Source organism: Streptomyces sp. WM6386 (assembly GCF_000972385.1).
GTDB lineage: Bacteria > Actinomycetota > Actinomycetes > Streptomycetales > Streptomycetaceae > Streptomyces.
In genome coordinates, this window is record NZ_JXTE01000007.1 from 92605 (window position 1) to 115473 (window position 22869).

Genomic DNA, 22869 nt, shown 5'->3' on the forward strand with positions numbered 1-22869 from the left:
CAGGTGGGCGCCCGCCCCGCACCGCCGTGATCAGTCGCGCAGCGCCTCGATCACGCTGGTGAGGTGGGCGCGGACGGCCGTCTCGGCCGCCTGCGGGTCCCTGGCCCTGATCGCCTCGATCATGGTCAGATGCTCACTCAGGGATTGCTGCGGACGCCCCGGACGCAGCGCCAACTGGAAGCGGTGACGCACCAGTTGGGCATTGAGCCGCTCCAGCAGTTCCTGCGCGGTCCGCTGGTCGGAGAACTCCCGGATACGGACGTGCAGTTCGTGGTTGAGCTCGGAGTAGGTGACCGGCTCGCCGTCGGCGACGGCCTTGGACATGGCCGTACCGAGGTCGGTGAGTTCGACCAGCTGCTCGTCGCTCGCCGCGACCGCCGCCTTCGACGCGCACAGCCCTTCGAGGACCATGCGGCACTCGGTGATGGCGACCGCTTCGTCCACGGTCACCACCCGCACCCGTGAACCACGGTTGCGGATCCGCTCCACGAGCCCCTGGGACTCCAGATCGATGAGTGCCGCGCGGATGCTGGCCCGCGTCACACCGAACTGCTCGGCGAGCTCGTTCTCCACCAGCCGCTGCGCCGGTGCCATCTCGCCGTGCAGGATCGCCTGCCGCAGCTGCGCGAGCGCATGCTGTTTGGCCTGCTCCCCGGTGCTCGGACGGGCTTCTTTCGGCATCGTGCCCTCCCTGAGTGAGTGCCTGTCGAACCTAAATCCAGTCAAACAAGATTGTCAACAATTTTGTCTGCCCTATTGCAGGCACGCTTGTCGCCCATGGTCGCAGCCCAGCCCTCGTCGCGGTCCGCCGGTACGTCGCGGGCCCGCCGGCCCTCGCCCTGGCGGCCACCCGGCGGCGCGTGGACGTGTGTTGTGCGCTGCTCGCGGTGGCGGGTGTCTTCACGCAAATGCCGCTCCGGCCCACCGGCCCGCAGGTTCGTCCCTGCGCTTCCAGCGGAGCGCTCAGCCTCCGAGCCAGTACCCGAACCCCCGGCGCGTATGGATCAGCGCGGGCCCCTCCTCGTCCACCTTGTGCCGCAGCCGGGAGACGAGCTTCTCGATCGCCTGGTGTCCCCGGAACTCCCCCCACACATGCCGACTGATCTGCTCCTTCGACAGCACGCGCCCCGCGTTGGCGAGCAGATGGCGCAGCAGCCGGTACTCGGCGGGCGTGAGGTCGAGCCGCCGGGGTCCGCGGCGGGCGCGGCACGTCGTGTCGTCCAGGACCAGATCGCCGTATCCGGGCATCCCGGGACGGGGCCCGGGACATCGGCGGCGCAGCAGTACCTGTGCCCGGGCCAGTACCTCGGGGACGCGTACGGGTTTGATGACGTAGTCCTCCTCGCCCAGGCCGAGTTCGGGCAGGAGCCGGTGCAGGGAGTCGCAGGAGGCGAGGAAGAGCAGTGGGGGCCGGTCCGCGGGGGCCATCCGGCGGCCCTGGGCGAGGTCCGGCAGGTCGGGCAGGGCGGCATCCAGGACCACCAGGTCGAACCGCTGCCGGGTGAGCCGTGCCATGCCCTCGGCACCGCTGTCCGCGGTGTCGACCCGGTATCCGGCCAACTCCAGGGTGGTGGTGAGCAGTTCGGCGTCGCCGGGATCGCCCACGACGACCAGAACGTGCTGTCCGGCGCCGCGGGGCGGTGACGGTTTCTCCAGGAGATGCGCGTACATGGCAAGACCAATCGTGGGGTCCGGACGGCGGTACGGTCAGGCGGAGAAGGGTGGGCCGACAGGGGCCTCGGCATGGTCGGCGAAGTCGTGGACGAGCCGGTGGAAGAGGGCGGCCAGCTGTCGCAGGTCGTCGTCGGACCAGTTGCCCAGGGCCTGTTCGAGGTAGCGGCGGCCGACCTCGCGGACACGGCCGATCGCGGCCAGGCCCTCGTCGGTGAGCTGGACGCGCTGGGCCCGGCGGTCCTCCGGGTCCGCGACGCGGATCACGTACCCGCGCCGCTCCAACTGCCGTAGCTGGCGGGTGACATGGGAGGCCTCCACGGAGAGCCGGACCGCCAGCACCCCGGGGCGCAGGGGCTCGCTCTCCGCGATGTGCCGCAGAATCGCCACGGCCGCGCGGTCGAGCGGCACCCCGGCCATCGCCATGAGGCGCTCGTGCCGTCGACTCCGCCCGGCCAGGTAGGTGACCCGGCTGAGCACTCGCTCTATCTCGGCCAGGGTCGCCGAGGCCGGCGCTTCTGCGGTCATGACACCACCCTAGAGGTACTTGCCTAACTTAAGCAATGCGAAGTTGGTTGCTTGACTTAAGTAATACAACCGTGCTTGCCTAACTCAAGTAAACCGGTCCGCGTGGGCCGGAGGCGCTCGACCGCTTCCGGCCACGCACACCCGGACCGGGGGCCGCGTTGAGCGGATGCGGCCCCTTGCGCCCGACCCGTGGGGACGGGGTACGGCGCGGTCACCGGGCCCGGCGGCGGGGCCACTCCCCCGGCCCGCCGCCGGCCCCGGTGACATCCACGACTCCGGTCGGGTCACCCTTGCGCCCGACCTGTCAGGACTCGCCCGAGTCCGGCAACACCTCTTGGCAGTACCTCCAGAAAGCGAGACTCTCCATGGCCACGATGAAGTCGGTCCTCACCGCCAAGGACAAGGTCGACGTGCGCGGCGTCGAGCGCCCCGCCCCCGGCCCCACGGACGCGCTCGTCAGGATCCGCGCCTGCGGTATCTGCGGCACCGACACCTTCTTCCTCCATCTCGGCGGCATGCCGGCCGGCGCGGACGGCTCGATGCGGGCGATCCCGCTGGGCCACGAGCCCGCCGGCGAGATCGTCGAGGTCGGCGCCGAGGTCACCGACGTCAAGGTCGGCGACCGGGTCGTGGTGAACCCGCAGGGCGTGTCCTCCGGGATCATCGGCTGCGGCGGCGCGCACGGCGCCATGAGCGAGTACCTGCTGGTCGAGGGCGTCGAGACCGGCAAGAACGTCACGGTCTTCCCCGACACGGTCCCCTTCGAGGTCGCCTCGCTGAACGAGCCGATGGCGGTCGCCCGGCACGCCGTCAACCGCTCCGGGGCGATCCCCGCCGACAAGGTCGTCGTCTTCGGTGCCGGGCCCATCGGACTGGGCGCCGCCATCTGGCTGAAGCTGCGGGGCGTGGCGCACGTCGTGGTCGTCGACATCCTTCCCGAGCGCCTGGAGACGGCCCTGGCGGTCGGCGCCGACGCCGTCATCAACTCGGCCACGGAGAACGTCACCGAACGGCTGACGGAACTGCACGGCCAGGCCGCCAACGCCCTCGGCCAGCCCCGTCCCGGCACCGACATCTACTTCGACGCCGCCGGCGCCCCCGCCGTCTTCCAGGCCGTCGTCGACAACGCCAAGTGGCACGCCAAGCTGGTCATGGTCGCCGTACAGAAGAAGTCCGACGCCATCGACCTCGGCGGGATGCTGCGCAGCGAGCTGACGCTGATCGCCTCGCAGGGCTATCCGACCGAGATCTTCGAGGTCACGCCCGAACTCGTCGAGCACCACGAGCGGTTCGCCCGGCTGATCAGCCACCGGGTGCCGTTCGGCGAGGTCGAGCGGGCCTTCGAGCTGGCACTGACGCCGGGGGCCGCGGAGAAGGTCGTCGTCACGTTCGACGACGAGGCCTGAACGCTCCGTCGGTGACGCCGAAACAGGCCGTCGCCAATCGCGGCGCCGTCGTGGCTGGTCGCGCCCACGCTGCGGAGCCGCATAGGTGATGCGGCCCCGCCTCCCTTCGGGGCGCTTCGGCCGAACCGCGTAGACGGCCATCGGCTCATGGCGTTTCCGCCGACCGCGGGAACCCCGGGCCCGGACCGGAACCCCACACCATGATCGACCATCTCCAGCCCTCCGTCGGCTCCCGCCTCCGCCCTCTCGACACAGCCATGGCCGCCGCACTGTTCGCCTGCGCGATCCCCGGCAGCCTCGTCACCCTCCCCGGCCACGAGCTCCGGGTCTCCTGGTGGCCCGGAGTACTCCTGGCCGGCGTCGCGTGTCTCGCACTGCTCCGGCACCGCGGCCACCCCCGTACGACGGTCGCGGTGACCCTGGTCTGCGCCGCGGCCTCGGCCGCGCTGGGGTATCTCCTCACGGTTCTGCTGCTGGGGCCGCTGATGCTCGCGCTGTACTCGCTGGCCCTACGCACCGACCGCAGGACCGCCAACACCGCCGCCTGCGCGGCCATCACCGCCCTCGTGATCACCTCACTGATCGCCGGTCCCACCGACGAACCTCTGGTGCTCAAACTGCTCGGCCCCACCGCGTGGCTGCTGCTGCCCACCTCTCTCGGGACGGTGGCCCGTCTGCGCACCGCCTATCTCGACGCGGTGCGGGCCCGGGCCGAGGACGCGGAGCGGACCCGGGAGGAGGAGGCCCGGCGCCGGGTCGCCGAGGAGCGGGTCCGCATCGCCCGGGACCTGCACGACGTGGTCGCCCATCACCTCGTTCTCGCGAACCTCCAGGCCGGCGCGGTCGCCAGGCATCTGCCCGCGCGGCCCGAGGAGGCCGGGCGGCTGGCCCTCGACCTGAGCGGTACGACCGCGGCCGCGATGCGCGAACTCAAGGCGACGGTGGGCCTGTTGCGGCACACCGCCGACGCGAGCCCACCGGTCGGGCTCGCCCGGCTGCCCGATCTCGCCGCCTCGTTCCGGCACGCCGGCCTCACGGTGAACATCGTCAGCGAGGGCGAGCCGCAGCCGCTCCCCGCCGGTGCGGACCTCACCGCGTACCGCATCGTGCAGGAGGCGCTCACCAACGTCACCAAGCACGCCGACACCCACTCGGCCGAGGTGCGGCTCACCTACTCCCCCGGGCTCCTCGGCATCACGGTCACCAATGAGGGCAGCGTCCCCGCCGCTGCGGCCCAGGGCGGATACGGCCTGCTCGGGATGGGCGAGCGTGCCCTTTCGGTCGGCGGCCGCGTCCGTGCGGGGCGTCGTCCGCAGGGCGGTTTCGAGGTCGTCGCCGAGCTGCCCGTATGACCCCCGAGCGCCAACTTGCTTAAGTCAAGCAATACGCTTATGGTTGAGTAACTCAAGCAATCCTTCCTGTTCACGGAGGCCCTGCCATGTCCGACGCCCTTGCCCGACCCGCCGCAGCGGGGGCCGCCCCGTCGCGGTCCAACGCCGTCGTGGCGGTGCTGGCTTTCGCCGGGATCGTCGTCGCGCTGATGCAGACGCTCGTCATCCCGATCGTCCCCGAACTGCCGAAGCTTCTTGACGCCTCGGCGTCGAACACCGCCTGGGCGGTCACCGCCACCCTGCTCGCGGCCGCCGTCGCCACCCCCGTGGTCGGCCGCCTCGGCGACATGTACGGCAAGCGCCGCATGCTCCTGGTCAGCATCGTCCTGCTGATCTCCGGCTCGGTCGTCTGCGCACTGGCCGACTCCGTGATCCCGATGATCGCCGGACGCGCCCTGCAGGGCCTGGCCGCCGGCGTCATCCCGCTCGGCATCAGCATCATGCGCGACGTACTGCCGGCCGAGCGGCTCGCCGGGTCCACCGCCATGATGAGCGCCTCGCTCGGTGTCGGCGGCGCCCTCGGCCTGCCCTCCGCCGCCTTCATCGCCGACAACTTCGACTGGCACATCCTCTTCTGGACCTCCGCCGTCCTGGGCGCCGTCTCCTTCCTGCTCGTGCTGCTGATGGTGCCCGAGTCCGACGTGCGGGCCGGCGGCCGCTTCGACCTGGTCGGTTCACTGGGCCTGTCCGCCGGACTGGTGACCCTGCTGCTGGCGGTCTCCAAGGGCGGCGACTGGGGCTGGACGTCCGCCGGCACCCTTGGTCTCGGCATTGGCTCGGTAGTGATCCTGCTCGCCTGGGGCCTCTACGAGCTGCGCAGCAGCGAGCCCCTGGTCGACCTGCGCACCACCGCCAAGCCCCAGGTGCTGTTCACCAACCTCGCCTCGATCGCGCTCGGCTTCTCGATGTTCGCGATGTCCCTGGTCCTGCCGCAGCTGCTCCAGCTCCCCGAAGCCACCGGCTACGGCCTGGGCAAGTCCATGCTCACCGTCGGCCTGGTCCTCGCCCCCCAGGGCCTCGTCATGATGGTGATGTCCGGCGTCTCCGCCGCCATCACCAAGGCCAAGGGCCCCAAGCTCACCCTGATGATCGGCGCCCTGATCGTGGCCGCCGGCTACGGCCTCAACATCGTGCTCATGTCGGAGGTCTGGCACCTCGTCCTGGTCTCCTGCATCATCGGCGGCGGCATCGGCTTCACCTACGGCGCCCTGCCCGCCCTGATCATGGGCGCGGTCGACCCCACCCAGACCGGTGCCGCCAACAGCCTCAACACCCTGATGCGCTCCCTGGGCACCAGCTTCGCCAGCGCCATCGCCGGTGTCATCCTCGCCCAGATGACCACCGACTTCGGCGGCTACGCACTGCCCTCGGAGAACGGCTTCAAGGTCATCATGGCCCTCGGCGCCGGAGCAGCCCTCCTCGCCTTCCTCATCGCCACCTTCATCCCGGCGAAGCGCGCCGCTGCCCCGGCAAAGACGCCGCAGGACAGCCCGAGCGAGACGGCGGAGGTCACGGGCGCCAAGGCCTGAGACACGTCGACACCCCCGGTCCGCCCTCGGAGTTCCGTACTCCGGGGGCGGACCCGTGTTCGTCTACGACGGTCGGGGCGGTCCGCCCTCGTACGCCGCCCGCAGCACCGCCAGCGCCCCGTCCGCCGTGACCTCCCTGGGGTTGGCGTACGCCTGGCCCGCCGCCTGCTCGGCCGCCACCGCCAAGTCGGCCTCCTTCAGGCCGAGTTCGGCGAGGGACCGCGGAGCGCCGAGGCTGCCGGCCAGCTGCCACAGGGCTGTCGGGGCCTCGTCCGCGTCCAGGGCTCGGGCCACGGCGGCCACCGCGTCCGGGACCGCGGGCGCGTTGTACGCGAGGACGTGCGGAAGGACCACCGTGTGGGTCTCCGAGTGCGGCAGGCCGAAGGTGCCGCCGAGGACGTGGCACAGCTTGTGGTGCAGACCCATCGTGGTGGCGCCCAGGCAGGAGCCACAGAGCCAGGCGCCGTACAGGGCACGGCCGCGGGCGTCCAGGGAGGCCGGCTCACCGGCCACGTCGGGCAGGGCCCGGGCCATCGCCCGTACACCCTCCTCGGCCATCAGCGCGATCAGGGGCGAGGCGTCCGGGGCGTACAGCGCCTCGACGCCGTGCGCGAGGGCGTTGACGCCGCTGGTCACGGAGAGCGGTACGGGGAGGGAGAGGGTCAGTTCGGGGTCGTAGACGATGCTGCGGGGCAGGACGGACGGGTCGCGGCCGGTGCGTTTGGCGCCGTGTTCGGTCAGACCCCAGACGGGGGTCGCCTCGGAGCCGGAGTACGTGGTGGGTACGGCGATCAGCGGCAGGCCGGTGCGCAGGGCGATCGCCTTGCCGAGGCCGATGGACGAGCCGCCGCCGACCGCGACGCACCCGTCGGCTCCGGCGTCCCGTGCCGCCTCGACGGCCCGGTCGGCGACCTCCACGGGGACGTGCATCCGGGCCCCGGTGTGCAGTCCCGCACAGGCCGGGCCGAGGGCGCCGGCGACCGTCTGGGCCGTGTCCGCACCGCGTGTGCCGGAGACGACCAACAGCCGCCGCAGGCCGAGGCGTCGGGCCTCGTCAGGGATCGCCGTCGTGGCGGCGCCGGGGCGCAGGACGACCCTCGTGGGCGGGGACTCGTGGACGAACTCCGTCATGAGCGCTCCAGTACGAGGTCCACGCGCGCGTGCCGGAAGGGGTTCGGGACGCCGAACTCCTTGGCCAGGGAAGGGTCGTCGGTCGGGGTGAAGGCGCGGACGAGGCTCTGTTTGACGGCGAACACCGCGTCGGAAGCCAGATAGGGGTCGCCGGCCACGAAGATGTGCGTGGTGACGGGGGCGTGTCCGTCGGCCGAGGCGATGAAGTGGATGTGTGCGGGGCGGTAGGGGTGACGGCCGGTGGCGCGCAGGAGGTCGCCGACCGGGCCGTCCGTGGGGATGGGGTACGAGCTGGGCACACAGGTGCGGAAGCGGAAGCCGCCCTCGGCGTCCGTGGTGAACAGGCCGCGGCCGTTGCCCGGCGGCTGGATCTCGGGCTGCTGGACGTCGTAGTAGCCCTGGCCGTTCGCCTGCCAGACGTCGACCGCCGCGCCGGGCAGCGGAGTTCCGTCCGTCGAGAGCACCCGGCCGCTCACCACGCACGGCTCGCCGCCGCCCATGAGATCGATGTCCGCTCCGAGTTCACGCGCCGGCGACTCGGTCATGTGGAACGGGCCCAGGACCGTGCTCTCGGTGCCGTGACCGTCGCTGTGGATCGTCTCGACCAGCATCGACAGTCCCAGCACGTCCGACAGGAGGATGAACTCCTGCCGGGTGTCCGTGCAGGACTGTCCGGTCGCCGTGAGGAAGCGGATCGCGGCTTCCCACTCGTCCTGGGTGAGCCGGGTCTCGTGCGCGAAGGCGTGCAGATGGCGGACGAGGGCCGTGAGCAGTTCGCGGAGGCGGGGGTCGGCCGTGGCGTGCAGGCTGTGGATCGCCTCGTCGGTGACGTCGGTCATGTCGGGTCCTTCCCCGGTGCGCCGGTCGGCCGAACCGGACGACCAGGCGCACATTCTGGTCCCGGTCCTCGGACACGAGGTCCCGCACCACTTTGCCCGTCCCCCTGGGCGCCGACCCTGCGCGGCCTCACTTGATGACCGCGTTGGCCACCACGACGCCCACGCCGAGCAGCGCGTCCACGAGGCCGATCAGCAGGGCGTAGGGCCAGGAGCGGTGCGACCAGCGGGCCGTCACGACGCCCAGGGTGAACAGCAGGGCGATGTTCAGGGTGAACGCCGGGTACTCCACGCCCTTCGCGGGCCACCAGCCCCAGCCCGCGCCCGCCAGGATGAAGACCGTGGGCAGGACCGCTGTGACCAGGGGCCACTCGTTGATGAGGGTGCGCACGGCGTCGCCGCGGTGGTGCGGGGCGCGTTCCGCGATGTAGTGGGCGTACCCGTGGGCGAGGGCGGAAGCCAGGGCCGTGACCACGAGCCAGACCGCGTCGTAACGGCGGGTCTCCCGGTCGGTGTGGCCGTACTGGGTGAGCGCGGCGACCATCGAGCAGGCCAGGACCGCGCCGTAGACGCCGCCGAACAGGAGACTCTCGCGTGTGTCGTGCGCGTGCCGCTCGGACGCGGCAGCAGCCCGGGTGTCCGCCATGCCCTCCACGATCACCCGGGTGCGGGCACCCCGCCAGTCCGCTCGACCCTGACGCAGTGTCCTCCTACCTGGGCGGATACCCCACATCGTGTCCACGGCCGCGACCGGTTCCGCGCGGCTAGGGTCCTCCCATGACCCACAGTTTCGTTGTCCACATCCCTGACGCCGAGCTCGAACCCGAGCCCCTCGCCCTGGAGCAGATCGTCTCCGGCACGCCCGAGGTGACCGGGAAGGTGGTCTGGGAGTCGCAGGACGGCAGGCAGATCCGGGGGATCTGGCAGATCACGCCCGGGGTGGTCACCGACGTCGAGGCGGACGAGCTGTTCGTGGTGATCAGCGGCTCGGCGACCGTCGAGGTCGAGGGCGGTCCGACGCTGAAGGTGGGGCCGGGCGACATGGCCGTGCTGCGGGAGGGTGACCGTACGACGTGGACGGTGCACGAGACGCTGCGGAAGGCGTACTCGATCAATCTGTAGGCGGTGGCGCCCCCGTCGTGCCCCGGACCTCCAGCGTGGGCGCCGCCAGCTGCACCCGCCCCGCTCCCCCGCCGCCCTCGAAGCGGTCCAGCAGGCAGCGGGCCGCGCGGCGGCCGACCTCGTGGTTGGCGCTGTCGACGGTGGTGAGCCAGACGTGGCGCAGGCTCGCGATACGGGTGTTGTCGTAGCCGACGACGGACAGGTCGCGCGGGACGCGCAGGCCCAGTTCCTCGGCCGCCGACAGGACACCGACCGAGGCGATGTCGTTGACGGCGAAGACGGCGGTGGGCCGGTCGGGGCGGCTCAGCAGCCGGACGGTGGTGCGGTAGCCGCCCTCCTCCGTCATGTCACTGACCTCCACCACCCCCGCCAGGCCGTGCGCCCGCATCGTCGCCTCGAAGCTGCGCCGGCGCAGCTCGCCGACGGCGCCGTAGCCCGCGATGTGCGCGATGCGTCGGTGGCCCAGCCCGATGAGGTGCTCGGTGACCAGACGGGCGCCCTGTTCGTCGTCGTTGGCGACCATGTCCACGCCCGGCAGGACCGGCTCACGGGCACCCGCGACGACGACCGGGATGCGCTCGGCGATCGCTCCGAGCGCGGCCGGGTCGGGCAGGGTGCCGATGACGACCAGGCCGTCGGCGCGCAGGTCGAGGAAGGGGCCGGTCACGTCCTGGCCGATGCGGCGGTTGAGGCGGGTGTCGGCCATCAGCATGTGCAGGCCGTTGTCGTGCAGCAGTGAGTTGAGGCCGTCGAGCAGGTCGACGAACCAGGGGTTGCGCAGGTCGTTGAGGAGTACGCCGACGGTGCGGGTGCGCTGCTCGCTGAGGCTGCGGGCGGCGGCGTTGGGGCGGTAGCCGAGCTCCTCCATGGCTCGCGTCACCGCCTCGCGCTTCTCGGGGCGCACCTGTTCGGAGCCGCGCAGCACGAGGGAGACCAGGGACTTGGAGACGCCGGCGCGGTCGGCGACGTCGCGGATCGTCGGAGGTCTCATGGTATGGACCGTTCCATGAGGTCCATTGTCCTGTCAAAGGGTTGACACCTTGGAGAATGCGACTCAGGGTGGCCTGGACAGATTGTGGACCGGTCCAAAGAGGGGCTGTCATGGTGGATTCGCTCGGGGTCGCCGTCGTCGGGTTCGGCTGGATGGGCCGGGTGCACACCCAGGCGTACGCCCGCGTCCTGCACCACTACCCGCGGCTGGGCCTGCGTCCGGAGCTCGTGATGGTCGCCGAGGAGGTGCCGGGGCGGGCCGAGGAGGCCGCCGCGCAGTTCGGGTTCGCCTCGACGACCCGGAACTGGCGGGAGGTGGCCGCCGATCCGCGGGTGCGAGCCGTCAGCATCACCGCGCCGAACTTCCTGCACCGGGAGATCGGGGTCGCGATGGCCGAGGCCGGCAAGCACATCTGGATCGAGAAACCGGTGGGGCTGAGCGCCGAGGACGCCCGGGCGGTGGCGGACGCGGCCGCGAAGGCGGGGGTCCACAGCGCGGTCGGCTTCAACTACCGCAACGCGCCCGCCGTCGAGGCGGCCCGCGCGCTGATCGCCTCCGGTGACATCGGCACGGTCACCCATGTCCGCATCCGTCTCTTCAGCGACTACGCGGCGCACCCAGAGGGCGCCCTGACGTGGCGGTACGAGAAGGAGCGGGGCGGCAGCGGGGTGCTGGGCGACCTGGCCTCGCACGGGGTGGACCTGGCGCGGTATCTGCTCGGGGACATCGCGTCGTTGACGGCCGACACGGCGATCTTCGTGCCGGAACGGGCCCGTCCGACCGGGGCCACCGCGGGTCATTCCCGGGCTTCCGGCGGGGAGTTGGGCCAGGTGGAGAACGAGGACTACGTCAACTGTCTGCTGCGCTTCGCCTCCGGCGCCCGCGGGGTCCTTGAGGCCTGCCGGGTCTCGGTCGGTGAGCAGAACAACTACGGCTTCGAGGTGCACGGCACCAAGGGCGCGGTGTTCTGGGACTTCCGCCGGATGAACGAGTTCGGCGTGAGCCGCGGCACCGGCTACCAGGACCAGCCCGTCAGCACGGTCTACGTCGGCCCGGGCGACGGCGAGTTCGGGGCGTTCCAGCCGGGCTCCGCGAACGCGATGGGCTACGACGATCTCAAGGTGGTCGAGTGCCATCGCTTCCTGCGCTCGATCGCGGAGGGCACCTCGCACGGGGCCACGCTGGCGGACGCCGTGCACAGCGCCGCCGTACTCGATGCGATGGCCCGGTCGGCGCAGACCGGCGCGTGGGTCAACCTGTGAGCGCTGTCGGCATGTTGTAGGGCGTCACGACCTGTATCGCGGACGGCACCGTCGGTCCCGCGGGCGGCAGCGCGCCGTGCTCGCGCATGACCAGGTGGCAGGCCTCGCGCAGGTCCTGGCGCAGGTCGTGGTGGAGGACGGCGGAGAGCCGGTGCTCGCGCAGCAGCCGGTCGTTGTCGTGGTCGAGGTCGTGGGCGATGAACACCGCGCACTTTCGGCCGAGGTCATCGAAGGCCTTCAGCGTGGCGATGTTGCCGCCGCCGATCGAGTAGACCGCGCGGATGTCCGGGTCGCGTTCCAGGGCGGCCCGGACGAGGTCGTACTGGGTGGCGTCCAGGCCCTGGCCCTCGGCGATCTCGACGAGGGTGCGCTCGGGGTGGCGGGCGCGCATGGCGCTGCGGAAGCCCATCTCGCGCTCCTCCTCGTTGCGGAAGAAGCCGCTGCTCAGGCTGGTGAGGACATTGCCGGGGCGGTCGCCGAGCCACTGGCCCATGAGGTACGCGGCGGTCGCGCCGGCGGCGCGGTTGTCGATGCCGACGTAGCCGAGGCGCGGGGTGGCGGGCAGGTCGGTGACCAGGGTGACCACGGGGATGCCGGCCCGGTCGAGGCGCCCGACGGCGGCGGCGACCTCGGGGACGTCAGGCGCCTTGAGGATCACTCCCTGGGAGCCGCGGCGGGCTATCCGGTCCAGGATTCGGACCTGTTCCTGGACCGGGCCGGTCTCCCGGAAGTGGAAGCGGGAACGCACGACCGCCGGGTGCAGGGCGGGCAGTTCCGTCTCCAGAGCCCCTCGGACGGCGGTGGAGAAGCGCTCCGGCGCCTGCATCACGATGTCGATCATGAAGGTGCGGCCGACCAGCCTGACCTGGGTGCGCTGCCGGTCCAGGTCGGCGATGGCCTGCCGGACCTCACGGACCGTGCTCTCCCGGACCCCTCCCCTGCCGTTCAGGACGCGGTCGACAGTGGCCTCGCTCAGGCCCGCCTGACGTGCGATCTCCCGGATCGGGAAGGGGTGGCCCATGGACTGGCTCCTTGAGGGGTTTTTGATGGCCTACTGCTGGTTGTTCGACGGGTTTGTACTGACAAGAATGGCAGCGCTGAGTCGCCCCTGTCACCGAGAGGACACAGATGTCCTTCACCGCCGTACAACACCGTGTCTGGCTGTCCGCGCAGGACTGCGACCTCGACTCCTTCCGCGCGCTCGTCGAGCGGAACGTCGACCCCGCCGACTACCCGCACGCCGTCGGCGTGGAGCGCAACGTCCTGATGTACGACACCGAGCGACTCCTCGGCGCCGGTGATCGCCGGGACATCCAGGAGGAGCTCGTCAGAGCCCTCTGCGACGGGCCCGGAGTGGTGGTCTTCAAGGGCGCCTTCCGCGATCACGAGATCGTCGACCGCGCCACCAAGGTGTTCGACTCGCTGATCCGCGAGCAGGACGCGGCGGGCACCACGGCCGGCGACCACTTCGCCAAGCCCGGCGCGAACGAGCGGGTGTGGAACGCGCTGGAGAAGGCGGCCCTCTACGATCCGTCGACCTTCGCCGACTACTACGCCAACCCCGTCCTCGCACTGGTCTGCGAGGCCTGGCTCGGCCCCGGCTACCAGGTGACCTCCCAGATCAACGTGGTCAACCCGGGCGGCCTCGCCCAGACCGTGCACCGCGACTACCACCTCGGCTTCCTCTCCGAGGAGGTCGCCGCGGCCTACCCGGCGCATGTCCACCGCCTCTCCCCCGTGCTCACCCTGCAGGGCGCGGTCGCGCACTGCGACATGCCGGTGGAGTCGGGGCCGACGCTGTACCTGCCGTTCTCGCAGGCGTACGAGCCGGGCTATCTGGCCTGGCGGCGGCCGGAGTTCCAGAAGTACTTCAGGAAGCACCACGTCCAGCTCCCGCTCGCCCTGGGCGACGCCGCCTTCTTCAACCCGGCGCTGTTCCACGCCGCCGGCACCAACCGCACCACGGACGTGCGCCGCATGGCCAACCTGCTCCAGGTGTCCTCGGCCTTCGGACGCGCCATGGAGAGCGTGGACCGGGAGACGGTGACGAACGCCGTCTACCCCGTGCTGCTGCGGCGCGCGTCGGAGGGCGTCGGCGAGGAGTGGCTGGAGAACGTGATCGCCGCCAGCGCCGAGGGCTACCCCTTCCCCACCAACCTCGACAGCGACCCGCCGGTCGACGGCATGGCCCCGCCCTCGCAGGCGGACCTGCTACGGCGGGCGCTGCGTGAGCGATGGACGCCGCGCACTCTGCGGGACGAGCTGCGCGCGAGCGCCGAGCGGCGCGAGAGCTGAAAGGACCGGAACTTCATGGGACTTCTCGACGACAAGGTCGTCCTCGTCAACGGCGGCAGCCAGGGCGTGGGCGCCGCGATCGCGCGGGCCGCGGTGCGTGAGGGCGCGGTGGTCGCCGTGTCCGGGCGGCGCCCGGCGCCGGGCGAGGCGCTGGTCGCCGAGCTGACGGCCGCCGGCGGCAAGGCGATGTTCGTACGCGCCGACCTCGCGGACGCCGATCAGGCCAAGGCGTCCGTGGCCGAGGTGGTCGCCGCGCACGGCCGGATCGACTGTCTGGTGAACTCGGCGGGGCTGACCTCCCGGGGCACGCTCCTCGACACCACACCGGAGCTGTTCGACGAGCACATCGCGATCAACCTCAAGGCGCCGTTCTTCGCGATGCAGGCCGCGGTCGCCGACATGGTGGGCCGCAAGGCCCCCGGCACGGTCGTCAACATCATCACGTCCTCGGCGCACGGCGGGCAGCCCTTCCTCGCCCCGTACGTCGCCGCGAAGGCGGGGCTCATCGGGCTGACCCGCAACGCGGCGCACGCGCATCGCTGGGACCGGGTCCGGATCAACGGCCTGAACATCGGCTGGACCGCGACGGAGGGCGAGGACGCGACACAGAAGGCCTTCCACGGTGCCGAGGACGGCTGGCTGGAGGAGGCGGCGGCGAAGCTGCCGATGGGCAAGCTCGGCCAGCCGGACGAGATCGCCGACTTCGTGGTCCTGCTGCTGTCCGACCGGTCGGGCGTGGTCACCGGATCGGTGATCGACTGGGACCAGAACGTGCTCGGCGGACTCGACTGAGGCTCTTCGGGCCTCCCGATTTCTGTAAGAACCCTCAAGGAGCTGCAACCCCCATGCGCATCGGAATCCTCGGCCTCGGCCGCATCGGCGCCTTCCACGCCGAGACCCTCTCCGGACTCGACGTGGTCGAGTCGCTCGTACTCACCGACCCGTTCGCGGACGCCGCCAAGGCCGCCGCGGAGAAGTTCGGCGGCGAGGTCGTGGACTCGCCCGAGGCCCTGCTGGCCGCCGGCGTGGACGGCATCGTCGTCGCGGCCGCGACCGACGCCCACCCCGCGCTGATCCTGGCCGGCGTCGAGGCCGGTATCCCCGTCTTCTGCGAGAAGCCCGTCGCCAAGCACATGAGCGACGGCGTCGAGGTCCTCAAGGCGATCCAGGGCAAGGACGTGCCGATCCAGATCGGCTACAACCGCCGCTTCGACGCCGGGTTCGTCGCCGCGCGTGCCGCCGTGCGGGCCGGGGAGCTCGGCAAGCTGCACACCGTGCGGTCGACCACGCTGGACCCGGCGCCCCCGCCGGCCGCGTACGTCGCCGCGTCGGGCGGCATCTTCCGCGACTGTTCGGTGCACGACTTCGACATCATCCGCTGGGTGACCGGCCGCGAGGTCGTCGAGGTGTACGCCGTCGGCGGCAACCGGGGTGCCGACTACATCAAGGAGGCGGGCGACGCCGACACCACCGGCGCGCTCCTCACCCTCGACGACGGCACCATCGCGGTGATCTCCAACTCCCGTCACAACGCCCGGGGTTACGACGTCCGCATGGAGATCCACGGCTTCACGGACTCCATCGCCGTGGGCCTGGAGGACAAGCTGCCGCTGCGCTCGGTCGAGCCCGGCGTGACGTTCCCGGCCGGCACGCCGCACGACTTCTTCATGGACCGCTTCACCGAGGCCTACCGCGCCGAACTCACCGCGTTCACCGAGGTCGTCGCGGGCAACCGCACCTCCCCGTGCACGGTCGAGGACGCCCTGGAGGCCGGCTGGATCGCCGAGGCGTGCACACTGTCCCTGCACGAGCACCGTCCTGTCACCATCGAGGAGGTACGGCAGGCATGAGCGAGCCGGGCCGGGAACCACTGCGCATCGGAGTGCTGGGAGCCGCACGGATCACCGAACGCTCCCTCGTCGACCCGGCCCGGATCACCGGCCACCGCCTCGTCGCGGTGGCCGCGCGCGACCGGTCCCGCGCCGAGGCGTTCGCGGGCGAGCACGGCGTGGAGCGGGTCGTCGACTCGTACGCCGATCTGCTCGCCGACCCCGAGATCGACGTCGTGTACAACCCTCTCGCCAACGGTCTGCACGGGCCGTGGAACCTCGCCGCCCTCGCGGCAGGCAAGCATGTGCTGAGCGAGAAGCCGTCGGCGAGCAATGCCGAGGAGGCCGCCGAGGTGCGGGAGGCGGCGGCGAAGTCCGGGACCGTCTTCATGGAGGCGTTCCACTACCTCTTCCACCCGGTCACCCGTCGCCTGCACGAGATTCTCGCGAGCGGCGAGATCGGCGATCTGGAGCGGGTGGAGGCCATGGTCGCGATCGCCGCACCGCCCGACACCGACCCGCGCTGGTCCCTGCCGCTGGCCGGCGGCGCCGTGATGGACCTGGGCTGCTACAGCGTGCACGCGCTGCGCATGCTCGCCCCCTTCGCGGGCGGCGCCCCACGGCTCGTCTCCGCGCGGGGCGGGGAGCGTGCGAGCGCGCCGGGCGTCGACGAATGGCTGGACACCGAGCTGGAGTTCCCCGGTGGGGCGACCGGGTCGGCGCGCTGTCACATGGCGTACGACGGACTGGACATGAGCATCCGGATCATCGGCGGCCGGGGCGAGGTGAGCGCCCCGAACTTCGTGCTGCCGCACCTGGACGACCGGGTCGTGGTCCGCACCGCCGAGGGCGAGCGGACCGAGCGGCTGGGCACCCGGTCGTCGTACACGTACCAGCTGGAGGCGTTCGCGGCGCGGGTGCGTGAGGGGGCGCCGGTGCCGCTCGACGCGGATGACGCGGTGGCGACGATGACGCTGATCGACGAGAGCTACCGGGCGGCAGGGTTCGAGCCGCGGCCTCGGTCGGTCGTGAACCGGTAGACGGACGACAGATACGGCTCCCCCGTCGCGGCCTCCCATGCGCGCACGACCGCGACGGATCGGGCCTGTTGGAACGCCCTCAAGCACATGGCGTGGACATACGTGGCATCCGCGCGACGAGTGAGAGCGGCGAGCGAGCGCAGGGCCGTGACCTTTTCGTCGAGGTCGCTCGCGGCGGCCCTGGCGCGCAGCGCGTCGGCGAGTACGTCCCGGATCGTGGCGAGCTCGGCCTCGACGCCCGGCCGGTCCCGGTGTTCCCTCAGGACGGCTTCCGCCTCCTCGTAGCAGGACACGATTCCCGCGAGGTCGTCGGCGCTCCGGAGAGCCTGGCCGAGGACGCGGAGGCGGCGGGCGGTGAGCGGGTGGTACGTCTCCCAGTCGGACTCGGTCAGCCTCCGGGTGAGGGTGAGCGCCTCGTGGGCGCTCGTCACGGCCGACTCCGCGTCACCCGCGTCGTCCTGACGGAGGCTCAGATTGGCCAGCACGCGGGCCAGTTCGGGCTCGTGCGCCGCGTCGCGGGCCACTGCGCGCCGGTATGCGGCGATGCCGCGTTCCGTGGCCGCGACGGCTTCGCGGTGGCGGCCGGCCCGGCGGTGACAGCGGGCCAGGTCGTCCAGGGTCTGCGCGAGCAGCGGATCGGTGTCCCGCGACTCCTCGGAGTACAGGTCGGCCAACTCCTGGAGGGTGCTCAACTCGTCGTCGGGCGCGTCGGCTTCGGCAAGCGTGTCGGCCAGACACCTCAGCGCGACGGGCAGCCATGCCGCACCCGCGGGGGTCCGCATCTCGGCCACCGCCTCCTCGGCCGTCGTGCGTGCCGTCTCCCGGTCGCCCCTGGCTCCGTGGCAGTCGGCCAGGTCCATGAGCAGTTGTGCGCGCAACGGCAGAATGATCCCGGGGTACGCGAGGAAGACCCCACCGCGCAACGACTCCCTCGCCTCGGGTCCGAGCGCCAGCGCCTCCTCGTGGCGCCCGAGGGCCTTCAACCCGCCGACGAGCTCCACGAACACGCGCGACGTGACGAGCAGAACCCTGCTGGACTCCCGCAACGACATGGACCGCAGCAGCCCGGCGCACTCCTCGTACACGAGCACGGACTGTTCCGTGTGCCCCAGCACACCGAGCACCAGCGCATAGGTGCGCAGGGCGCCCGGCAGGGAGCCCAGGGAGCGGTCCCGGCCGGCCGGAGCCGGGCCGTGACGATACGTCTCGACGCAGCGTCGGGCCGCCTCCAGCGCCTCCTCGGCTCTGCCGCTCCCCAGGAGTGCCTGCGCCCGGACATGCAGCAGGTACGCGGTCTCCGCCTGCGACGGCCGGGCCCCTGGTACGGCGTCCGCGACGACCGCCACCGCGCACGCCTCCTCGTGCCGTTCCATCGCGTCCAGCGCGTGCGCGTACAGGGCCAGGGCTCGGGCCCGGCGGACCGGGCGGCTCGGGTGGGCGCGGTGCAGCACGGCGACAGCCTCTTCGGCCCAGGCGAGCAGGCGCTCGGGCGGACTGGGCCGCAGCAGTACCCAGCCGGGGGTGAGACAGCGCAGCAGCAAGGCTGCGAGCAGCGGCTCGCCCACCCCGGGCGCCAGCCTGGCCAGCCCGCGCGCCACCGGCAGCAGGACCCTCATGCACACCTCCGTCGCCCTCACACAAAGGACAGCCGCAAGAGCGCCCCGGTTGCACACCTGCCATGATCGACCCCATGGCCGTGCAGATCACCCCCGCCCAAGTCACCGACATCCAGCAGGTCTTGGCGGACCACCCCCGCTACTGGGGCGACCGCGACCTGCGCTCGCTCCATCTCCTCGCCCTGGTGCGGGAGTTCGGCTCGACCTGCCTGGTCGCCCGCGCCGACGACGGCATCCGCGGCTACCTCATCGGCTTCGTCACGCCCGACGGCACGGGGTACGTCCATCTGATCGCCACCCGAGACGACACCCGCGGCACCGGACTCGGCCGCGATCTGTACGCCGCGTTCGTCGAGGCCGCCCGCGAGCTGGGCGCCGTCCGGCTGAAGGCGATCACGTCGATCGCCAACGAGGGGTCGGTCGCCTTCCATCGCGGCCTGGGGTTCGAGGCGCGTGTCGAGGAGGAGTACAACGGCCCTGGTCAGCCGATGGTGGTCTTCACACGAGCTCTCCCCGGAACACCGTGACCGCGTCCCCGGTCAGATGGACGCGGTCTCCGCGCACCTCCGTGCGGACCAGGCCCGTCCGTGCGGAAGTCTGAAGGCCGAGCAGCCTGTCGCGGCCCAGGCGATCCGACCAGTAGGGCGCCAGACCGGTGTGGGCACTGCCCGTGACCGGGTCCTCGGGGATGCCGTTCGCGGGGGCGAAGAAGCGCGAGACGAAGTCGTACGACCCACCGGTCCCGTCCGCCGGCGCGGTGACGGTGACGGCGCGCAGCCCCTCGCGGACCGTCAGCGCGGCGAGTGCCGCCAGGTCGGGGGTCAGGGCCCGGACGGTGGCCTCGTCGGACAGGACGACCAGCAGATCCCCGACCGGGCGAGTCCGACGGGTGGCCTCGGGCTCTGTACCGAGCGCCGCGGACAGACCGGGCGATGCCGGGACCTCGGTGCCGGGCGCGGCGGGGAAGTCCAGGGTGATGCCGCCGGTGTCGGCCAGGTGGGCGACGAGCGTGCCGTGCAGCCGGCTGCGGAAGCGGACCGCGCCGCGCAGCCCGCTGGTGGTGCGCAGGATGTGTGCCGTGGCCAGCGTGGCGTGGCCGCACAGTTTGGCCTCGACCGTGGGCGTGAACCAGCGGATGGCCCAGTCCGCCTCGGCCCCCGGGGGCAGGGGAAGGGCGAACGCGGTCTCCGAGTGGCGCAGTTCGGCGGCCACCCGCCGCATCCAGACCTCGTCGGGCCACTCCCCGGCGGGCAGCAGACACACACCCGCCGGATTTCCGGCGAAGGGACGGTCGGTGAAGGCGTCGACCACATGGATGGGGAGCATGGCCGGACCCTAGCGACGCCGACCCCCGTCCGGACAAGTCCAGTTACGAAGAAGTGGATCAGTACAGGGTCGGCCGCTCCACCAACTCCACCTCCACACGGCCACCTTCGTTCAAGGCCCGCACGCCCGCCTCGCACACGGCGGCCGCCGCGTAGCCGTCCCAGGTACTGGGCCCGGTGACCTCGCCTCGGCGGGTGGCGTCGACCCACACCTGGAGCTCGCGGTCGTAGGCGTCGGCGAAGCGGTCGATGAAGTCCTGGGAGATGGTTCCGCCCCAACGGCCTGCCATGTTGGTGACCATGGCGTGGCCGTCGCCGATGCGGGCGGTGCCGCGTTCGCAGACCACCTCCGCCTGGACCTGGTAACCGAAGCCGCAGTTGACGAAGATCTCCACGTCGACGACCGCGCCGCCGTCCGTCTCGAACACCACGAACTGCGGGTCCTGGAGGTCCTCCGGCGCGTTCGCGGACGGTTTGGGCCGCAGCACGGTGACGGCGGTGATCTCCTGGCCGAGCAGCCAGCGGGTCACGTCCGTCTCGTGCGCCACCGAGTCGCTGACGAGCATGTCACTGGTGAAGAAGGGCGGGCTGGCCGCGTTGCGGTGCCGGTTGTGCACCATCAGCGGACGGCCCAACTGACCTGTCTCCAGCAGGGACTTGAGTTTCATGTACTCGGCGTCGTAGCGCCGCATGAAGCCGACCTGAACCCGCCGGTGACCCAGCTTCCGCTCGGCCTCCAGCACTCGCAGCGCCGACGCCGAGTCGGGGGTGAGCGGCTTCTCGCACAGAACCGGGAGATCCCGTTCGAGGGCGGCGAGCAGTGCCCCCTCGTGGGCCGGCCCCGACGAGGCGATCAGCACGGCGTCGACGTCGGGCGCCGCGAGTGCGGTCGCCGCGTCGGTGTAGGCGGTGCAGCCGTCGACGCGGGCCGCGACGGCCTTGGCCCGCTCCGCGTCGACGTCCACGACGGCGCTCACCCGTGCGCCGCTGGTGACCTCTTCGATACGGCGCACATGGTCGGCGCCCATCTTTCCCGTACCGATGACCGCGACTTGGAGCGGTGCACGCTGGGTCATGACCGCCCTCTCAGGCTCCGCAGGACCGCAGGAACTTGCGGGTGCGTACGGCGATCGGCAGCGGCTTGTCCGGCTCGCACGGGTACATGTCCTGCTCGACGATGGCGAACAGCTCCACGCCGAGTTTCTGCGCGGCCACCAGCACCGGCTCCAACTCCGGTACGCCGGAGGGCGGTTCGCACATCACCCCGCGCTGCACCGCCGGTCCGAACGGCACCTCGTTCGCCACGACGTCGGCGAGGATCGCCGGGTCGACCTGCTTGAGGTGGAGGTAGCCGATGCGTTCGCCGTACGTCTCGATCAGCTTGACGCTGTCGCCGCCGCAGTAGGCGTAGTGACCGGTGTCCAGGCAGAGGTTGACGAGTTCGGAGTCGGTCGAGTCGAGGAAGTGCTCGACGTGGTCCTCGGTGTCGAGGTGGGTGTCGGCGTGCGGGTGCACGACGATGTCGAGGCCGTACGCCTCCTTCACCTCATGGCCGAGCCGCTCCATGCCCTTGGTGAGGTGGGCCCACTGCTCGTGGGTCAGCTCCGGGGGTTCGAGGATCTCGGCGGTCTTGTCGTCGCGCCAGAACGACGGGATGACGACGAGGTGCTGTGCGCCCATCGCCTGGGTGAGGGCGGCGACCTGGCTGACGTGCTCCCAGGTCGACTCCCACACGGAGGGGCCTCGGTGCAGACCGGTGAAGACCGTGCCGGCCGACACCGTGAGGTCCCGCCTGGCCACCTCGTCCGTCAGCCGGGCCGGGTCGGTGGGCAGATAGCCGTAGGGGCCCAACTCGATCCAGGAGTAGCCCGCTTCGGCGACCTCGTCCAGGAAGCGTTCCCAGGGGACCTGCTGGGGGTCGTCGGGGAACCAGACGCCCCAGGAGTCGGGGGCGGAGCCGACCCGGATGCGGTCCAGGGCGGTCACGACGCGTCTTCCTTGGTCACCACGACCGGTGCCGTGAGGTCCTGCTCCTCCGGGAGCTCCTCCACGTCGACGCCGCGGACCTGTGACAACTCGTGCTTGAGGGCGGCGAGTTCGGAGCCGCCGGCCATGTGGTTGGTGAGCTCTTCGAGGCTGACCTCGTCGCGGGAGGCGTTGAGTTCCATGGTGCCCAGACGCAGGACGCTGAAGTGGTCGCCGACCATGTAGGCGTGGTGGGGGTTGTGGGTGATGAAGATGACGCCGAGGCCGCGGTCGCGGGCGGCGGCGATGTACTTCAGCACGACACCGGACTGCTTGACGCCGAGGGCGGCGGTCGGCTCGTCCAGGATCAGGACGCGGGCGCCGAAGTAGACGGCGCGGGCGATGGCCACGCACTGGCGCTGGCCGCCGGAGAGGGTGCCGATGGGCTGGTCCATGTCGTCCAGGACGATGCCCATGTTGCGGAGCTCTTCGTCGGCGGTCTTCTTCATCTTCTCGATGTCGAGACGGCGCACGGGCCAGGGGCCCTTGGTGATCTCGGAGCCGAGGAAGAAGTTGCGCCACACCGGCATCAGCGGGACCACGGCGAGGTCCTGGTAGACGGTGGCGATGCCCTTGTCGAGGGCCTCGCGCGGGGTGGAGAAGCGCACCGGGGAGCCGTCGACGAGGAACTCGCCCTCGGTGTGCTGGTGCAGCCCGGAGATGATCTTGATGAGGGTGGACTTGCCGGCGCCGTTGTCACCGAGCACACAGGTGACCTGGCTGGGGAAGACCTTCAGGTCGACACCGTGCAGGGCGCGGATGTTGCCGTACGACTTGCCGGCGTTGCGGAGTTCGACGATCGCCCCGTCGGTGGCGGGGGCGTCGTCGGCGAGAACGGCTCCGTGGGTGCCGGCTTCGTTGCTGGATGTCAT

23 protein-coding genes are annotated in these 22869 nt (G+C 71.4%); 10 read left to right on the plus strand and 13 right to left on the minus strand.

The features are described 5' to 3' along the window. Positions 1-30: 30 nt before the first annotated feature. The 3 genes from TN53_RS06380 to TN53_RS06390 all read right to left on the minus strand — a co-directional run bounded on the left by TN53_RS06380 (position 31) and on the right by TN53_RS06390 (position 2199). The gene (locus tag TN53_RS06380; RefSeq protein WP_046257380.1) at positions 31-681 is read right to left on the minus strand and encodes a GntR family transcriptional regulator; all 651 of its coding nucleotides are present in this window, start codon (positions 679-681) and stop codon (positions 31-33) included. A 282-nt stretch (positions 682-963) separates the two neighbouring features. Then, positions 964-1671, minus strand: coding sequence for a response regulator transcription factor (locus TN53_RS06385; RefSeq protein WP_046257381.1), 708 nt, complete (start codon positions 1669-1671; stop codon positions 964-966). Positions 1672-1707: 36 nt separating this feature from the next. Next, positions 1708-2199, minus strand: coding sequence for a MarR family winged helix-turn-helix transcriptional regulator (locus tag TN53_RS06390; protein ID WP_095046330.1), 492 nt, complete (start codon positions 2197-2199; stop codon positions 1708-1710). Between the two features lie 365 nt (positions 2200-2564). On the opposite strand from TN53_RS06390, the gene TN53_RS06395 reads away from it, so the two are divergent. From TN53_RS06395 to TN53_RS06405, 3 genes are all read left to right on the plus strand, one after another. Then, complete coding sequence (locus tag TN53_RS06395) at positions 2565-3605, plus strand: zinc-dependent alcohol dehydrogenase (protein ID WP_046257382.1); 1041 nt, start codon at positions 2565-2567, stop codon at positions 3603-3605. 200 nt (positions 3606-3805) lie between these two features. Next, complete coding sequence (locus TN53_RS06400; RefSeq protein ID WP_046257383.1) at positions 3806-4957, plus strand: sensor histidine kinase; 1152 nt, start codon at positions 3806-3808, stop codon at positions 4955-4957. A gap of 86 nt (positions 4958-5043) precedes the next feature. After that, positions 5044-6525, plus strand: a complete 1482-nt coding sequence (locus TN53_RS06405; protein ID WP_046257384.1) for an MFS transporter — start codon at positions 5044-5046, stop codon at positions 6523-6525. A gap of 63 nt (positions 6526-6588) precedes the next feature. Here TN53_RS06405 and TN53_RS06410 read toward each other — a convergent pair whose 3' ends face one another. The 3 genes from TN53_RS06410 to TN53_RS06420 form a co-directional block, all read right to left on the minus strand. Next, the gene (locus TN53_RS06410) at positions 6589-7656 is read right to left on the minus strand and encodes a maleylacetate reductase (protein ID WP_046257385.1); all 1068 of its coding nucleotides are present in this window, start codon (positions 7654-7656) and stop codon (positions 6589-6591) included. Continuing rightward, complete coding sequence (locus TN53_RS06415) at positions 7653-8495, minus strand: dioxygenase (protein WP_046257461.1); 843 nt, start codon at positions 8493-8495, stop codon at positions 7653-7655. The genes TN53_RS06410 and TN53_RS06415 overlap by 4 nt, the downstream gene beginning before the upstream one ends. Before the next feature lie 127 nt (positions 8496-8622). Then, a complete protein-coding gene (locus tag TN53_RS06420; protein ID WP_046257462.1) occupies positions 8623-9138 on the minus strand; it encodes a hypothetical protein in 516 nt (171 codons plus the stop codon). A gap of 131 nt (positions 9139-9269) precedes the next feature. Here TN53_RS06420 and TN53_RS06425 point away from each other — a divergent pair, with 131 nt between their 5' ends. Then, positions 9270-9614, plus strand: coding sequence for a cupin domain-containing protein (locus TN53_RS06425; RefSeq protein WP_046257386.1), 345 nt, complete (start codon positions 9270-9272; stop codon positions 9612-9614). Here TN53_RS06425 and TN53_RS06430 read toward each other — a convergent pair. Beyond that, the gene (locus TN53_RS06430; RefSeq protein ID WP_046257387.1) at positions 9604-10605 is read right to left on the minus strand and encodes a LacI family DNA-binding transcriptional regulator; all 1002 of its coding nucleotides are present in this window, start codon (positions 10603-10605) and stop codon (positions 9604-9606) included. The two genes, TN53_RS06425 and TN53_RS06430, sit on opposite strands and share 11 nt — an antisense overlap. Before the next feature lie 110 nt (positions 10606-10715). Here TN53_RS06430 and TN53_RS06435 point away from each other — a divergent pair, with 110 nt between their 5' ends. Beyond that, positions 10716-11867 carry a Gfo/Idh/MocA family protein gene (locus TN53_RS06435; protein WP_046257388.1) on the plus strand — a complete coding sequence of 384 codons (1152 nt, stop codon included), beginning with the start codon at positions 10716-10718 and terminating at the stop codon, positions 11865-11867. On the opposite strand, the gene TN53_RS06440 is transcribed toward TN53_RS06435, so the two are convergent. Next, positions 11857-12888 carry a LacI family DNA-binding transcriptional regulator gene (locus TN53_RS06440; RefSeq protein WP_046257389.1) on the minus strand — a complete coding sequence of 344 codons (1032 nt, stop codon included), beginning with the start codon at positions 12886-12888 and terminating at the stop codon, positions 11857-11859. The two genes, TN53_RS06435 and TN53_RS06440, sit on opposite strands and share 11 nt — an antisense overlap. Positions 12889-12995: 107 nt before the next feature. On the opposite strand from TN53_RS06440, the gene TN53_RS06445 reads away from it, so the two are divergent. Genes TN53_RS06445 through TN53_RS06460 form a run of 4 tightly spaced genes read left to right on the plus strand, consistent with a single transcriptional unit; the run spans position 12996 to position 17031 of the window. Next, the gene (locus tag TN53_RS06445) at positions 12996-14162 is read left to right on the plus strand and encodes a phytanoyl-CoA dioxygenase family protein (RefSeq protein WP_046257390.1); all 1167 of its coding nucleotides are present in this window, start codon (positions 12996-12998) and stop codon (positions 14160-14162) included. Between the two features lie 15 nt (positions 14163-14177). Further along, positions 14178-14954 carry an SDR family oxidoreductase gene (locus TN53_RS06450; protein ID WP_046257391.1) on the plus strand — a complete coding sequence of 259 codons (777 nt, stop codon included), beginning with the start codon at positions 14178-14180 and terminating at the stop codon, positions 14952-14954. A gap of 53 nt (positions 14955-15007) precedes the next feature. Beyond that, positions 15008-16012 carry a Gfo/Idh/MocA family oxidoreductase gene (locus tag TN53_RS06455; RefSeq protein WP_046257392.1) on the plus strand — a complete coding sequence of 335 codons (1005 nt, stop codon included), beginning with the start codon at positions 15008-15010 and terminating at the stop codon, positions 16010-16012. Next, complete coding sequence (locus tag TN53_RS06460) at positions 16009-17031, plus strand: Gfo/Idh/MocA family protein (RefSeq protein ID WP_046257393.1); 1023 nt, start codon at positions 16009-16011, stop codon at positions 17029-17031. Before TN53_RS06455 ends, TN53_RS06460 begins: the two co-directional genes overlap by 4 nt. Here TN53_RS06460 and TN53_RS06465 read toward each other — a convergent pair. Continuing rightward, the gene (locus tag TN53_RS06465) at positions 16980-18647 is read right to left on the minus strand and encodes a tetratricopeptide repeat protein (protein WP_046257394.1); all 1668 of its coding nucleotides are present in this window, start codon (positions 18645-18647) and stop codon (positions 16980-16982) included. The two genes, TN53_RS06460 and TN53_RS06465, sit on opposite strands and share 52 nt — an antisense overlap. A 74-nt stretch (positions 18648-18721) precedes the next feature. On the opposite strand from TN53_RS06465, the gene TN53_RS06470 reads away from it, so the two are divergent. Beyond that, positions 18722-19174, plus strand: coding sequence for a GNAT family N-acetyltransferase (locus TN53_RS06470; RefSeq protein ID WP_234441521.1), 453 nt, complete (start codon positions 18722-18724; stop codon positions 19172-19174). On the opposite strand, the gene TN53_RS06475 is transcribed toward TN53_RS06470, so the two are convergent. From TN53_RS06475 to TN53_RS06490, 4 genes are read right to left on the minus strand one after another with little or no spacing between them, the layout of a single operon-like run. After that, on the minus strand, positions 19146-19973 hold the full coding sequence (locus TN53_RS06475; protein WP_046257396.1) for a PhzF family phenazine biosynthesis protein: 828 nt from the start codon (positions 19971-19973) through the stop codon (positions 19146-19148). The two genes, TN53_RS06470 and TN53_RS06475, sit on opposite strands and share 29 nt — an antisense overlap. A gap of 58 nt (positions 19974-20031) precedes the next feature. Further along, positions 20032-21048: a Gfo/Idh/MocA family protein gene (locus TN53_RS06480; RefSeq protein WP_046257397.1), complete on the minus strand. Its 1017-nt coding sequence runs from the start codon at positions 21046-21048 to the stop codon at positions 20032-20034. Positions 21049-21058: 10 nt separating this feature from the next. Next, positions 21059-21958 carry a sugar phosphate isomerase/epimerase family protein gene (locus tag TN53_RS06485; RefSeq protein ID WP_046257398.1) on the minus strand — a complete coding sequence of 300 codons (900 nt, stop codon included), beginning with the start codon at positions 21956-21958 and terminating at the stop codon, positions 21059-21061. Next, positions 21955-22869: an ATP-binding cassette domain-containing protein gene (locus TN53_RS06490; RefSeq protein WP_046257463.1), complete on the minus strand. Its 915-nt coding sequence runs from the start codon at positions 22867-22869 to the stop codon at positions 21955-21957. The genes TN53_RS06485 and TN53_RS06490 overlap by 4 nt, the downstream gene beginning before the upstream one ends.